A 12,537-nucleotide genomic window follows, 5' to 3' on the forward strand; every position below is an offset into this window, starting at 1 on the left:
GTGATTACGTATCGCAATTCATAATATAATTTTTAATTATCAGAAATAATGAATAAATTGAAACATTTCACTTATTTACGTTGAACACTTGCACTACGTTTCCTAGGCTAGTTAAGCAGCAGTTCCGCTGCATATTGCTTCAACGTAGCAGCCTTCAATTCAATGGAGTAAATACTCAGAGAATTGATTTCGCCACTTATTAAATTCACTTTTTGAAAAAGGAGTAGGAAGATGACCGTTTCATTGAAAGATGCCGCGGAAATTCATGAATTTACCGTTGACGAGATCGAGCCGATCGTGGCCAATGTGAAATATGCCCAGCGCAACGATGCAGAAGTACAGCCGGTTGTTGCCAACGTCAAATATGCTCGAGAATCGATCGCCTTGCTGGAGATGATGAATGGACCGTCATGTACTATGGGCTTCATGCAGCAAGTCCGACCATCTGGGATGTTGCAAAGGTCTTTGCAGATCAACTGGCCCTGTCGATAGGTTATCGGCCTGGCGGCCGCGTCGATATTGACTGCTTTATTGGTAGATATTCATCCACATATATCGGCATCCATGTGGATCATGCACATAATTTCGGGTTTACATTGCGAGATGGAAAAACTATGTTCACATGGCCCGGAACCCGTTCTGATCTTCTTGGAGCGAATTTTCCAAACTATGAGCTGTTCAAGTGGCTCCACGTTGCCGAGACCCAATCTGAGGTCTCGGTAAATGTGAATATCGCATTTTGGGAAACAGGTAACGATTCCCAACTAAATGCGAACTACGTGAAACAATTGCTGCGTACGCCTAACCGCACCCGTCGTGACATTCGTTCCTCGGGGATCGCGAATCTGAATCCCGATGACGCGCTTCTGCTTTCATCGTTAAAGGCGTTGCTTGGCGAGGCTACATTAAAAAGGCGCATGATGGTCTCCCAGCTCATCTCGGACACCAGTGGTCGCTTGAACGTTGGTCGGCCAATCGTCGAAGTCGATGAACTTGATGATGTCATAGCCCTTAACAACATAAGTACCCTGCAGTGGATACCGGTATTGGAGGAAGGCAAAGTTCTGGTTGCGGCAAACGGCCACTGTGCCAGTTTTAGATATAGCCGGCAGTTAAACGATTTCCTGCACCGTCTGTCTATCGGGCAGCAAGAATGCATCTCTCACTTATCGAACGGGAGTGAGAACCATCTCAACAGTGACTTCTTGAGTGTTGTTACAGCGCTGGCGCGGTGGGGGGCTCTTTGATGGACATTAGGAATCGATTTGCTCTCATTTTTATTTTTGTCTCTTTGTCATTTGGCAGTTTCGCTGATGAAGCGGCCCAAGTGACCTTTGCCTTAAGGCTGGCTGACAACACTTCCTCGGTATCGGCATTGCTCGCTGCCGGTCTGATCGGGGGCATTCTTTCCGGCCCAATCGCTCCTACGATACTTCAATGTATTGGTCCTCACAAGACAATGCCTGCGGTGTTTTTGTTGCAGTCGCTTCTGATAGCGATTGCATCTTTGGCCAATCATAGTTGGAGCTACATCGCGATATCAATGGCACTCGGATGCACCGGCTCTCTTCTATGGACAGCAATTATGGTAGCTATTCCATGCTATACAAACGAAGAACGGCGCATCGATCGCATAACCCGAGTAACCCAATCAGTGCGAAACATGGGATATGTCGGTGGACCTGCCCTGGGAGGATTTTTATATGGCATAGCCGACAACTCACGAGGACTATTGCTGTTAGCATCGCTGGTTCTTCTTGCCGCGCCTGCAACTGCAATATGCTTCAAGATACTTAATATTTCCGATCAAGAGACTGATCATGCGCCGACGCAAAAAAAGAAGAATGCTGGATTCGCCCTGCCCGATCTTCTTCGCTCAGCCGGAGTGATCCGTGCCGTCTCTCCGTTGTTAATGACGGTGATGCTGACGTCTACCCTCAACGTGTTGCTGATATTTCGAGTCCGTACCGAGCTGCAGCTCAGCGCCGAGACCTATGGACTCGTTATCAGCACGCTTAGTATCGGACTTATTCTTGGCCCCGTCGCTCTCTCGGGAATTTTTGCAAGGTTTGGCGATGCTGCTGGGGCCTCCATTGCCGCTAGCATCATCGGCCTTGGAATTTTATGGGTCGCTTTGACAAACGTGGCGTGGAGCATCATGTGCGCCACGTTTTTGATCGGAGCCGCAAACGGGATTCAAAATGCGCTCATGGCAAGTTTCATGATGAAGGCGATAGATCCACAGCGTCGCGTCAATCATATGCCAGCCTACGTGTTTTGCATCCAGACCGCAGTGTTACTTGGTTTCATGAGCGCCGGATTAATCAATATCTCACACGTGAGCAATGCGCTTATGGCTGTTGGAGTCGCGACAGCGATCGTCGGTGGATGCGGCTTCGCGTTAAATTCGAAAAACCGATCAAGCATTATTGCGAACAGGAGATAACTGATGGAGGGTATAGGACGCTTCGGGCCAAAGCTAACCGACACGAGAGAAATTAGACTGCAGCCTCCCCTGGATCGCATTGCAATCCACCCAAGATAAGCCGCCAAGAAAAATCACAATTTGCGCCAAGAACGCCTGACAGGTGACGAGGTTCGAGTGGCCGCCGCCCTGCTTGCGCTGGCTGTTTAGCGCAAGCAGGGCGGCGGCCAATAGAGGATCATTTCTCGATCCTCGCTTGGCTCTGATGCCCCTGTCCGATCTGTTCGCTACGCTTAGCCAATATCTGCATACCCAGGTCTTTCGCGACCTTGCCCGTCATGCCGAATATCCGGCTGCATTCACCCGTCAGCGTAAGCTCACCCTGCCAACACTGATCGCCTTTATGCTTGGTAACTTGCGCATGGGGGTGCAAGCCGAACTCGATCAATTCTTCGCCGCACTCGCCCGCCAAAATACCTTGTGCCGAGGCGTCAGTGAACAAGCGTTCGCCCAGGCTCGCAGCAAACTCAGCGGCGATGTCAGACCGTCCGGCTGATCCGGCAGATCTCGCCAGCCGGCAAGGTACGCGTGCTCATCACCAATCTGCTCGACAGGCGCCGCCATCCGGCCGCCACCTTCCGCGATCTCTACGCGGTCTACCCGGACCTGTCGGTATTCCAGACCGCGGGCAAGCGCTGAGCGCAGCGCCGACGGCCTGGCAGGTTCAGGCCGCTCCGGCCGGCCCTGGCTGGTTGGCCGCCTCGGTCGGGGCGGTGCCGCCGTGCCGGCGCTTCCATTCGTCGAAGCCGCCGGCCAGCGCCCAGGTCCTGGGATAGCCGGCGGTGCGCAGGCGCTCGGCCAGCAGCGCGGCGGACAGTTCGTTGGGGCAGGCGCAATAGACCACGATGTCGGCCTGCTCGGGCGGCACGCCGAGCGCGTCGAGGCTGTCGAGCGCGCCCTGCATATCGAGCACGACCGAGCCGGGGATGCGCTCCATCGGCACGTCGCCATGGGCGCGCACGTCGATCACCACCGGCAGGCTGCCGGCGTGCCGGCGCGCCTCCAGTTCATCGACGCTCATGCGCGGCACGCGCCGGGTGCGGCGCAGCAGCCGGAAGCGGCGCCACCAGCGCCACGCCAGGAACAGCGCAAACGCGGCCACCACCGCAATGACGGCCATATGCCCGTAGGTGCTGAACGCTTCCAGGATGGCATCGATAAAGTCGCTGAACACCACGCCGATCAGCAAGGCGCTGCCGGCCCACACCAGCGAGCCGAGCGCGTCGTAGAAGAGGAACACCGGCAGCGGCGTGGCGGTCATGCCGGCCATCGCGGTGGACAATGCGCCGGCGCCGGGCAGCAGCTTGGCGAACACCAGCGAACGCGGGCCCACGCGCAGGTACAGCGACTGGGTCTGGCGGATGCAGGAGTCGGGCGACATCGACACCTTGCAGATGGTGCGCAGCATCGGCTGCCCCAGCCGGCGCCCGGCGAAGTACCAGCCGGTATCGGCAATCAGGCAGGCGACGATCACCGCGGCCAGCACCGCGCCGATCGACGGCCCGGTCTCCTGCACGCCCAGCGCGCCGGCCACGAACAGCATCGGATACGCCGGAATCGGCAGGCCGGCCTGCTCGACCAGCACGTTCAGGAACACCAGCATCAGCCCGTGGTTTTCCAGCAAGGCCTGTAACTCTCCCACCGCGTTCTCCCCGTCAGTCCAGGATGCCAGTGTGCCAGTCGGGACGATCCGATGCACCGGGCGCGTTTGCATGGGTGTTTCAAAATTTCCTGAGGGGGAGGGCGGCAGCGGTATGCTGTTTGCGCCACTCGTCGAATTACGTTGTCCTACAACCTGGCAAAGTGCTCGGCCAGGCCAAATCCCGGTCAACCCGCAACGCACCGCCACACTATTGCCATTCTGCGCTCATTGTCGTACGATGACTGATAACTCGATTGTCCCGCAGGACCGGGTTGACCGACAACCGCCACCCTGGGCCCCGGGCCCGATCTGGAATTCGCCAATGCTCGCACCCAACGAACTCAAGCAAATCGTCTCCGAAGGACTGCTCTCGTTCCCCGTCACCGACTTCGACCGCAACGGCAACTTTGCCGCGAAGCCCTATGCCGGCCGCCTGGAATGGCTGGCCCCGTACGGCGCCACCGCGCTGTTCGCCGCTGGCGGCACCGGCGAGTTCTTCTCGCTGACCCCGGCCGACTACGCCGCCGTGGTCGACACCGCGGTCAAGACCTGTGCCGGCAAGGTGCCGATCCTGGCCGGCGCCGGCGGCCCCACCCGCACCGCCATCGCCTACGCGCAGGAAGCCCAGCGCCTGGGCGCCGCCGGCGTGCTGCTGCTGCCGCACTACCTGACCGAAGCCAGCCAGGACGGCATCGCCGCCCACGTGGAAGAGGTCTGCAAGTCGGTGGATATCGGCGTGATCGTCTACAACCGCGCCAACTCGAAGCTGGACGCCACACAACTGGCCCGCCTGGCCGACCGTTGCCCCAACCTGATCGGCTTCAAGGACGGCGTGGGCGATATCGAGGCCATGGTCAGCATCCGCCGCAAGCTGGGCGACCGTTTCTCTTACCTGGGCGGCCTGCCCACGGCCGAGGTCTATGCCGCGGCCTACAAGGCGCTGGGCGTACCGGTGTACTCGTCGGCGGTGTTCAATTTCATCCCAAAGACCGCGATGGACTTCTACCGCGCCATCGCCGCGGACGACCACGACACCGTCGGCCGCCTGATCGACAACTTCTTCCTGCCGTACCTGGCCATCCGCAACCGCAAGGCCGGCTATGCCGTGAGCATCGTCAAGGCCGGCGCCCGCCTGGTCGGGCGCGACGCCGGTCCGGTGCGCGCGCCGCTGACGGACCTGACCGATGAGGAAATGGAAATGCTGGGCACGCTGATCAATAAGCTCGGCCCGCAGTAATCCGTCCTGCCATTGCACCTCGACAGGCCGGCCGCGGGGCACATTGCCCTCCGGCCGGCTTGTTCCGCTTGTTCTCACACAAATTACGCTGACAAGGAATCCTCCCATGCACATCACCGGCGACATGCTGATCGGCGCGCAAGCCGTGCGCGGCACCGAATCCCTGCTGCAGGCTCTTAACCCGGCCACGGGCGAAGCCCTGGGCCCCGATTTCCACGGCGGCGGCCAGGCCGAGGTCGAGCGCGCCTGCGCGCTGGCCGAAGCCGCCTTCGACACCTACCGCAACACCACGCCCGAGCAGCGCGCGGCCTTCCTCGAGGCTATCGCCGCCGGCATCGAAGCGCTGGGCGATACGCTGATCGAGCGCGCCCACCTGGAAAGCGGCCTGCCGCTCGCGCGCCTGCAGGGCGAGCGCGGCCGCACCGCCGGCCAGCTGCGCCTGTTCGCCACCGTGCTGCGCGAAGGCCGCTGGCAGCAAGCCACCTTCGACCCCGCGCTGCCCGAGCGCAACCCGCCGCGCCCGGACCTGCGCATGCAACGCATCGCCATCGGCCCGGTGGCGGTATTCGGCGCCAGCAACTTCCCGCTGGCCTTCTCCGTGGCCGGCGGCGACACCGCTTCGGCACTGGCCGCCGGCTGCCCGGTGGTGGTCAAGGCGCACTCCGCGCACCTGGGCACGTCCGAGCTGGTCGGACGCGTGATCCAGAAAGCGGTGCAGGACGCGGGCCTGCCCGAAGGCGTGTTCTCGCTGCTGCTCGGCGCGGGCAATGTCGTGGGTACGGCGCTGGTGTCGCATCCGGCGATCCAGGCAGTGGGCTTCACCGGTTCGCGCTCGGGCGGCATGGCGCTGATGCAGGCGGCCAACAGCCGGCCGCAGCCGATCCCCGTGTATGCGGAGATGAGCAGCATCAATCCGGTGTTCCTGCTGCCGGGCGCGCTTGCGGCACGCGGCGCCGAGATCGGCCGGCAACTGGTGGACTCGCTGGTGCTCGGCGTCGGCCAGTTCTGTACCAACCCTGGCCTGGTGATCGGCATCGAAGGCCCGGCGCTGGAACAGTTCCGCGCCGCGGCGCTCGACGCACTGGCGGGCAAGCCGGCGGCCACGATGCTGACGCCTGGCATCCACGCTGCGTATGAAAAGGGCGTGGCGCAGTTGTCGTCGCTGGAGGGGCTGCAGCGCATCGGCGACGGTGTCGCCGCCACGGGCGTGAACCAGGCCCGTCCGGTGATGTTCGAAACCACCGCGGCGCAGTTCCTGGCCGACCACCGGATGCAAGCCGAAGTGTTCGGCCCGTCGACGGTGCTGGTGGCCTGCCGCGACCTGGAGGAATTGCTCGTGCTGGCTCGCCAGCTCGAAGGGCAACTGACGGCAACCATGCAGCTCGACGACGCCGATCACGACGCCGCGCGCCGCCTGCTGCCGGTGCTGGAACGCAAGGCCGGACGCGTGCTGTGCAATGGCTATCCTACCGGCGTGGAAGTCGCCTATGCGATGGTGCATGGCGGGCCGTTCCCGGCGACTTCGGATGCGCGGTCTACGTCTGTGGGGGCGACGGCGATTGACCGGTTCTTGCGGCCGGTTTGTTACCAGAATCTGCCTCAGGCGTTGTTGCCGGAGGCGGTGAAGGGATAATCCCGCCGGCGGTTTGCACCCCTCTCCCGCGCGCGGGAGAGGGGTGCGATCACCAGCGATGGTGGCTTCAATCTGGCTCGCAGTGAGCTAGCCCTTTGCCACTGCGCCACTACTACTCCGCAAAGGTTGGTAAACCCCAAAACGCCCTCGGACTGAGGGCGTTTTGTGCCTTTTGCTGCGGTGAGGCACAGCCGGCATGGCCGGCCGCAAGCTCGCGCTCAAGCCTCCAGCTTGATCCCCGCCTGCTTCACCACGCCAGCCCACCGCGCCTGCTCGGCAACAAAGAACTTGCCGGTTTCAGCCGGCGTCATCGTCACCACTTCAGCCCCCTGCGCCACCAGTTGCGAACGCAGCTCCGGCGCGCGGATGATTTTGATCAGCTCGGCGCTGAGCCGTGCCACCAGCGCATCCGGCATGCTGGCCGGCGCCATCACGCCCTGCCACGTGCCTGACTCGAAATTCGGCACGCCCTGTTCGGCGATGGTCGGCACGTTCTGCAGCAGCGGCATGCGCGTGCGCTTGGACTGGGCGATGACCTTGAGCTTGCCCGACTGCACATGCGGCAGCGTGGCCAGCATGCCGTTCATCAGCACCTGCGCGCTGCCGCCGACGGTATCGGCAATCGCCTGCGAGCCGCCCTTGTACGGCACGTATTGCCACTTGGCGCCAGTGGCCTGCTCCACCGCCACGCCAGCCAGGTGCGGCGCGCTGCCGATCGCGGTCACCGCGAAATTGAGCTGGCTGCGCTTGGACAGCTCCACCAGTTCCTTCACGCTGTTCACCTGCACCGACGGATGCACCACCAGCAGGTGCGGCGAGTAGGCCAGCATCGTCACCGGCTTGAGGTCCTTGGCGATATTGAACGTGAGCTTGGTGTAGACCGACGGGCTGATCGCCAGCGCGCCGATATCGCACAGCATCAGCGTGTGGTTGTCGGTGGCCTGCGCCACCAGCGCCGCGCCGACGTTGCCGTTGGCGCCCGGCTTGTTGTCCACTACCACGGACTGGCCCAGTGCCTCGCCAAGTTGCTTGCTGATCAGGCGCGCGACGATGTCGGACGAGCCGCCGGCGGTGTACGGCACCACCAGGCGGATCGGCCGCGTCGGCCAGGCCTGCTGCGCGGCGTGTGCGCCGGTGGACAGGCCCGCGAGCGGGCCGGCGGCGATACCCGCGGCCAGCGCGGAAGTCTGCTTGAGGAAGCTACGGCGTCCCTGGGTCATGATGCGATGTCTCCATTGTTGTGTTGCGCGGGCGCCGGCGCGGCACAGCGTGTGTGCGGCGGCCGGCGCGGTCGGCAAGTAGGTTGGTTGCGGTTGAGATTGCGGTTGCGGTCGCGCTCAGTCCAGCACGATGCGGCCCTTCTCGATCACGTTCTTCCAGCGCTGCAGCTCCTGCGCCTCGAACTGGTTGAACTGCTCCGGCGTGTTGGCGACCACTTCAAAGCCGTTTTCGGACAGCTTCTGGCGCATCTTGGGATCGTTCAGCGCCGACACCAGCGCACCGTGCAGGCGGGTCTTCACGTCGGCGGGCAGGCCGCGCGGCGCGGCGACGCCTTGCCACGAGTAGACCTCGACTTCCTTGACGCCGGCTTCGGCCATGGTGGGCACGTTGGGCAGTACCGCCGAGCGCTTGTCGGAAGTCACCGCCAGCGCCTTGAGCTTGCCGGTGCGGACGTGCTGCAGCACCGCGTTGATGTTCTGGAACGACACGTCGACCTGGCCGGCGAGCAGATCCGAGATCGCCGGCGCGCCGCCCTTGTAGGGCACGTGCAGGCCGTCGGTACCGCTCTTCTGCCAGAACAGCGCAGCGGTCAGGTGATCGGACGAGCCCGCGCCGGACGAGGCAAAGCTGACCTTGCCCGGGTTCTTTTTCATATACGCCACCAGGTCCTGCACCGTATTGGCCGGGAACTCCGGCTTGGCCACCAGCACGTTGGGCGCACGCACCGCCACCGTCAGGAGGTCGAAATCCTTGGCCGGGTCGTAGGCCAGGTTCTTCTGCAGGAACGGGTTGACGGCGAAGACGCCGATGGAGGCCACCATCATGGTGTAGCCATCGGCCGGCGCGCGCTTGACGAAGGTCGCGCCGATCGCGCCGGTGGCGCCAGGCTTGTTGTCGACCACGAAGGGCTGGCCGAGCTTTTCATTGAGCGGCTGGGTCAGCATGCGCGCGATGGTGTCGCTGGAGCCGCCGGCCGGGAACGGCACCACCACCGAGACCGGACGTTGCGGCCAGTCCTGCGCCGCGGCCGCGCCACCGGCGGTCAGGGCCGCCACGACGAAGATGGAGCCGAAAGCAAAGGCATGCAGCCAGTTGTGCAGGCGCGCGGCGCCGCTGCGTTGGGATGAAAACATCGTTGTCTCCTGCAAAATCTCTTCTAAGGGATGGCCGGCTTGACTATGACGGCGCCGGCCCTGCCGCTTGTCTGGTTGGTTGGGCGCGCCTCGCGGCATCGCTGCCGCGCTGCCGTCAGCGCACCATGCAGGGCGCCTTGTTGTTGAACTTCCAGCCCGGAATCAGGAACTGCATGGCGGCGGCGTCGTCGCGCGCGCCCAGTCCCTTGCTCTGGTACAGCGCGTGCGCGCGTGCCAGCGCATCCATGTCGAGCTCCACGCCCAGGCCCGGGGTCTTGGGCACCTGCACCAGGCCGCCCTCAATCTTCAGCGGCGCCTTGGTCAGGTGCTCGCCGTCCTGCCAGATCCAGTGGGTGTCGATGGCGGTGACGCGCCCCGGCGCGGCCGCGGCCACGTGGGTGAACAGCGCCAGCGAGATATCGAAATGGTTGTTCGAGTGCGAACCCCAGGTCAGCCCCCATTCGGCGCACATCTGCGCCACCCGGACCGAGCCCTGCATGGTCCAGAAATGCGGATCGGCCAGCGGGATGTCGACCGACTGCAGCCGCACCGCATGGCCCATCTGGCGCCAGTCGGTCGCGATCATGTTGGTGGCGGTGGGCAGCCCGGTGGCGGTGCGGAACTCGGCCATGATCTCGCGGCCGGAATAGCCGTCCTCGGCGCCGCACGGGTCTTCGGCGTAGGCCAGCACGCCGCGCTTGTCGCGGCACAGGCGCACCGCTTCGGCCAGCGACCAGGCCCCGTTGGGATCCAGCGTGATGCGCGCCTTGGGGAAGCGCTCGGCCAGCGCGAGGATCGCTTCCATTTCTTCCTCGCCGCGCAGCACGCCGCCCTTGAGCTTGAAGTCGTTGAAGCCGTAGCGCTCGTAGGCGGCCTCGGCCAGGCGCACCACCGCCTCCGGCGTCATCGCCACTTCATTGCGCAGGCGGAACCAGTCGTTGTCGGCATCGGGCTCGGTGCGGTAGTCCAGCGTGGTGCGCTGGCGCTCGCCGATATAGAACAGGTAGCCCAGCATCTCCACCGCGTCGCGCTGCTGGCCTTCGCCCAGCAGTGCCGCCACCGGCACCTCCAGGTGCTGGCCGAGCAGGTCGAGCAGCGCCGCTTCCAGTGCGGTGACGGCGTGGATGGTGATGCGCAGGTCAAAGGTCTGCAGGCCCCGGCCGCCGGCATCGCGGCTGGCAAAGGTGGCGCGCACGCGGTTCAGCAGGGCCTGGTACTGGCCGATGGGCTGGCCCACCAGCAACGGCCGCGCATCCTCCAGCGTCTGGCGGATGCCCTCGCCGCCCGGTACCTCGCCCACGCCGGTATGCCCGGCGCTGTCGCGCAGGATCACGATATTGCGCGTGAAGTACGGGCCATGGGCGCCGGACAGGTTCATCAGCATGCTGTCGTGCCCGGCCACGGGGACCACGGTGAGCTCGGTGACTACCGGGGTATGGGTGGGAGCGGCGGCGGATTGGGTCATTTCGGGGGTGTCTCCAGGCATTTCCATGTCGGGCGCAGTTTCGTTCACCCGGCACATGTTGCGTATGTTATCTGTCATCGTATGACTGATAACCCAGTATAATGAGGGCATCTCGACCCGGTCAAGTCCGGGAAACCCCGCCCGTATCCGCCATGCCGAACTCCACGCCTGTACAGTCCGCCCCGCCTGTCACTCCCGCGCCGCTGCGCCGCCGCGGCCGCACGCTTGCCGAGGAAGTGGTGCAAACCCTCGGTGAAGACATCCGCCAGGGCCAGCTCAAGCCGGGCGACAAGCTACCGACCGAGTCGGAGATCATGGCGTCGATGGGTGTCAGCCGCACCGTGGTGCGCGAAGCGCTGTCGCGGCTGCAGGCCAGCGGCATGGTAGAAACGCGCCATGGCATCGGCACCTTCGTGCTGGCCCGCGCCGCCGAAGCGCCCTCGCCTTTCCGTATCGGGCCGGATGCGCTGGGCACCGCCATGGACGTGATGGCGATGCTGGAATTCCGCGTCAGCCTTGAGGCCGAGGCCGCCGGCCTGGCCGCTACCCGCCGCACCGATGCGCAGCTCGCGGCGATGCGCCAGGCGCTGGACGATCTGAAGCGCAACGCCGGCGCCGGCAACGACGCCGTGGACAGCGACTTCGCCTTCCACCTGGCCATTGCGCGCGCCACCGGCAACCGTTATTTCACCGACATCATGGGCCACCTGGGCACCATGGTGATCCCGCGCAGCCGCCTGCAGGTCAGCACGCCCGAGCGCGAGCAGTACCTGGAGCGCGTCAATATCGAACATGAAAACATCTACGACGCGATCGAGCGGCGCGACCCGGACGGGGCCAAGGCGGCGATGCGCATGCACCTGACCAACAGCCGCGAACGGCTGCGCAAGGCCTCCGGCCCGGCCTGACCGGCTGGCCATCCGCTTAAGCGCGGCTGGCCAGCCTAGTCATACGATGTCTAATGAGATAGGCGCCGTGCGCTCACGGCGTCAGCCGGCAGCGGCGTGCGAAATCGACCAGCTCTACCAGTGAAGACACTTGCAGCTTGGCCATGATGCGGGCCTTGTAGCTGCTGACGGTCTTGTTGCTGATGAAGAGGCTGGCGCTGATGGCCTTGTACGACATGCCGCGCGCCAGCATCTGCAGCACCACCAGCTCCTTGTCGGACAGGCGCCGCAGCATCTCCTCGTCGGCGGACATGGCCTGGCGCGGCGCACCGTCGCGGCCCATGGCCGGGAACACGGTATAGCCGGCCAGCACCGCCTCGACCGCGCGCAGGATTTCCTTGATGTCCTGGGTCTTGCTGACGAAGCCCTGCGCGCCCGCCTGCCATGAGCGGCTGACGAACACCGCCGGGTCCAGCGCCGTCACCACCAGGATGCGTATCTGTGGATGGATCGCGCGCAGCCGTGGCGCCACGTCGAGCCCGCTCGAGCGCGGTATGTCGAGGTCGAGCAAGACCAGGTCCGGCATGCGCGCGCGCACCAGCTCGATCGCGCACTGTCCGTTGTCAGCCTCGATCACCTCTTCCACGCCGAGCAGTTGCAACAGGTGGTTCTTGAGCACCAGCCGCATCGCCGGATGGTCGTCAACGATCAGGATGGTTGTCATGCTTGGTTCCGTAGTCGTGGAAGGCATCGGCTGAAGGAACAACCAGCGCATCCCTGCAAGGGGGTGGGATGGCTCTGCGGCGTGCAGGCAGGCCGCTGCGATGCAGCGGC

The 12,537-nt window shown here is 63.7% G+C and carries 12 protein-coding genes; 7 read left to right on the top strand and 5 right to left on the bottom strand.

Annotated elements, in window-relative coordinates; translation table 11 throughout:
- Nucleotides 1–231 precede the first annotated feature (231 nt).
- From AB1I47_RS15270 to AB1I47_RS15285, 4 genes are all read left to right on the top strand, one after another.
- Nucleotides 232–492 (top strand): hypothetical protein, encoded by a 261-nt coding sequence (locus tag AB1I47_RS15270; RefSeq protein ID WP_354684587.1) that lies wholly within the window; start codon nt 232–234, stop codon nt 490–492.
- Nucleotides 411–1,247: a hypothetical protein gene (locus AB1I47_RS15275; RefSeq protein WP_354684588.1), complete on the top strand. Its 837-nt coding sequence runs from the start codon at nt 411–413 to the stop codon at nt 1,245–1,247. The genes AB1I47_RS15270 and AB1I47_RS15275 overlap by 82 nt, the downstream gene beginning before the upstream one ends.
- The gene (locus AB1I47_RS15280) at nt 1,247–2,446 is read left to right on the top strand and encodes an MFS transporter (RefSeq protein ID WP_354684589.1); all 1,200 of its coding nucleotides are present in this window, start codon (nt 1,247–1,249) and stop codon (nt 2,444–2,446) included. The genes AB1I47_RS15275 and AB1I47_RS15280 overlap by 1 nt, the downstream gene beginning before the upstream one ends.
- A 244-nt stretch (nt 2,447–2,690) precedes the next feature.
- Nucleotides 2,691–2,981 (top strand): hypothetical protein, encoded by a 291-nt coding sequence (locus AB1I47_RS15285; protein ID WP_354684590.1) that lies wholly within the window; start codon nt 2,691–2,693, stop codon nt 2,979–2,981.
- A gap of 168 nt (nt 2,982–3,149) precedes the next feature.
- Here AB1I47_RS15285 and AB1I47_RS15290 read toward each other — a convergent pair whose 3' ends face one another.
- Nucleotides 3,150–4,127 carry a DedA family protein/thiosulfate sulfurtransferase GlpE gene (locus tag AB1I47_RS15290; protein ID WP_354684645.1) on the bottom strand — a complete coding sequence of 326 codons (978 nt, stop codon included), beginning with the start codon at nt 4,125–4,127 and terminating at the stop codon, nt 3,150–3,152.
- Nucleotides 4,128–4,449: 322 nt separating this feature from the next.
- On the opposite strand from AB1I47_RS15290, the gene kdgD reads away from it, so the two are divergent.
- Both kdgD and AB1I47_RS15300 read left to right on the top strand, forming a co-directional pair.
- On the top strand, nt 4,450–5,364 hold the full coding sequence (gene kdgD / locus AB1I47_RS15295; RefSeq protein ID WP_354684591.1) for a 5-dehydro-4-deoxyglucarate dehydratase: 915 nt from the start codon (nt 4,450–4,452) through the stop codon (nt 5,362–5,364).
- 106 nt (nt 5,365–5,470) lie between these two features.
- On the top strand, nt 5,471–6,997 hold the full coding sequence (locus tag AB1I47_RS15300; protein WP_354684592.1) for an aldehyde dehydrogenase (NADP(+)): 1,527 nt from the start codon (nt 5,471–5,473) through the stop codon (nt 6,995–6,997).
- A 218-nt stretch (nt 6,998–7,215) separates the two neighbouring features.
- On the opposite strand, the gene AB1I47_RS15305 is transcribed toward AB1I47_RS15300, so the two are convergent.
- The 3 genes from AB1I47_RS15305 to gudD form a co-directional block, all read right to left on the bottom strand.
- Complete coding sequence (locus AB1I47_RS15305) at nt 7,216–8,217, bottom strand: Bug family tripartite tricarboxylate transporter substrate binding protein (protein ID WP_354684593.1); 1,002 nt, start codon at nt 8,215–8,217, stop codon at nt 7,216–7,218.
- 117 nt (nt 8,218–8,334) lie between these two features.
- Entirely contained in the window at nt 8,335–9,351 is a 1,017-nt protein-coding gene (locus tag AB1I47_RS15310; RefSeq protein ID WP_354684594.1) for a Bug family tripartite tricarboxylate transporter substrate binding protein, read from the bottom strand.
- Between the two features lie 115 nt (nt 9,352–9,466).
- A complete protein-coding gene (gudD, locus tag AB1I47_RS15315) occupies nt 9,467–10,816 on the bottom strand; it encodes a glucarate dehydratase (RefSeq protein WP_354684595.1) in 1,350 nt (449 codons plus the stop codon).
- Nucleotides 10,817–10,968: 152 nt separating this feature from the next.
- Here gudD and AB1I47_RS15320 point away from each other — a divergent pair, with 152 nt between their 5' ends.
- Nucleotides 10,969–11,724, top strand: coding sequence for a FadR/GntR family transcriptional regulator (locus tag AB1I47_RS15320; RefSeq protein WP_354684596.1), 756 nt, complete (start codon nt 10,969–10,971; stop codon nt 11,722–11,724).
- Between the two features lie 73 nt (nt 11,725–11,797).
- On the opposite strand, the gene AB1I47_RS15325 is transcribed toward AB1I47_RS15320, so the two are convergent.
- Nucleotides 11,798–12,427 (bottom strand): response regulator transcription factor, encoded by a 630-nt coding sequence (locus AB1I47_RS15325; RefSeq protein ID WP_354684597.1) that lies wholly within the window; start codon nt 12,425–12,427, stop codon nt 11,798–11,800.
- Between the last annotated feature and the right edge of the window lie 110 nt (nt 12,428–12,537).

The sequence above is a fragment of the Cupriavidus necator genome (assembly GCF_040578825.1).
Classification (GTDB): Bacteria; Pseudomonadota; Gammaproteobacteria; order Burkholderiales; family Burkholderiaceae; genus Cupriavidus; species Cupriavidus necator_E.

What these genes read in the sequence shown, in the direction of transcription:
- AB1I47_RS15305 (WP_354684593.1), bottom strand. Translation starts at nt 8,217, where the DNA reads ATGACCCAGGGACGCCGTAGCTTCCTCAAGCAGACTTCCGCGCTGGCC.
- AB1I47_RS15280 (WP_354684589.1), top strand. Translation starts at nt 1,247, where the DNA reads ATGGACATTAGGAATCGATTTGCTCTCATTTTTATTTTTGTCTCTTTG.
- AB1I47_RS15300 (WP_354684592.1), top strand. Translation starts at nt 5,471, where the DNA reads ATGCACATCACCGGCGACATGCTGATCGGCGCGCAAGCCGTGCGCGGC.
- gudD (WP_354684595.1), bottom strand. Translation starts at nt 10,816, where the DNA reads ATGACCCAATCCGCCGCCGCTCCCACCCATACCCCGGTAGTCACCGAG.
- AB1I47_RS15320 (WP_354684596.1), top strand. Translation starts at nt 10,969, where the DNA reads ATGCCGAACTCCACGCCTGTACAGTCCGCCCCGCCTGTCACTCCCGCG.
- AB1I47_RS15325 (WP_354684597.1), bottom strand. Translation starts at nt 12,427, where the DNA reads ATGACAACCATCCTGATCGTTGACGACCATCCGGCGATGCGGCTGGTG.
- AB1I47_RS15275 (WP_354684588.1), top strand. Translation starts at nt 411, where the DNA reads ATGTACTATGGGCTTCATGCAGCAAGTCCGACCATCTGGGATGTTGCA.
- AB1I47_RS15310 (WP_354684594.1), bottom strand. Translation starts at nt 9,351, where the DNA reads ATGTTTTCATCCCAACGCAGCGGCGCCGCGCGCCTGCACAACTGGCTG.
- AB1I47_RS15285 (WP_354684590.1), top strand. Translation starts at nt 2,691, where the DNA reads ATGCCCCTGTCCGATCTGTTCGCTACGCTTAGCCAATATCTGCATACC.
- kdgD (WP_354684591.1), top strand. Translation starts at nt 4,450, where the DNA reads ATGCTCGCACCCAACGAACTCAAGCAAATCGTCTCCGAAGGACTGCTC.
- AB1I47_RS15270 (WP_354684587.1), top strand. Translation starts at nt 232, where the DNA reads ATGACCGTTTCATTGAAAGATGCCGCGGAAATTCATGAATTTACCGTT.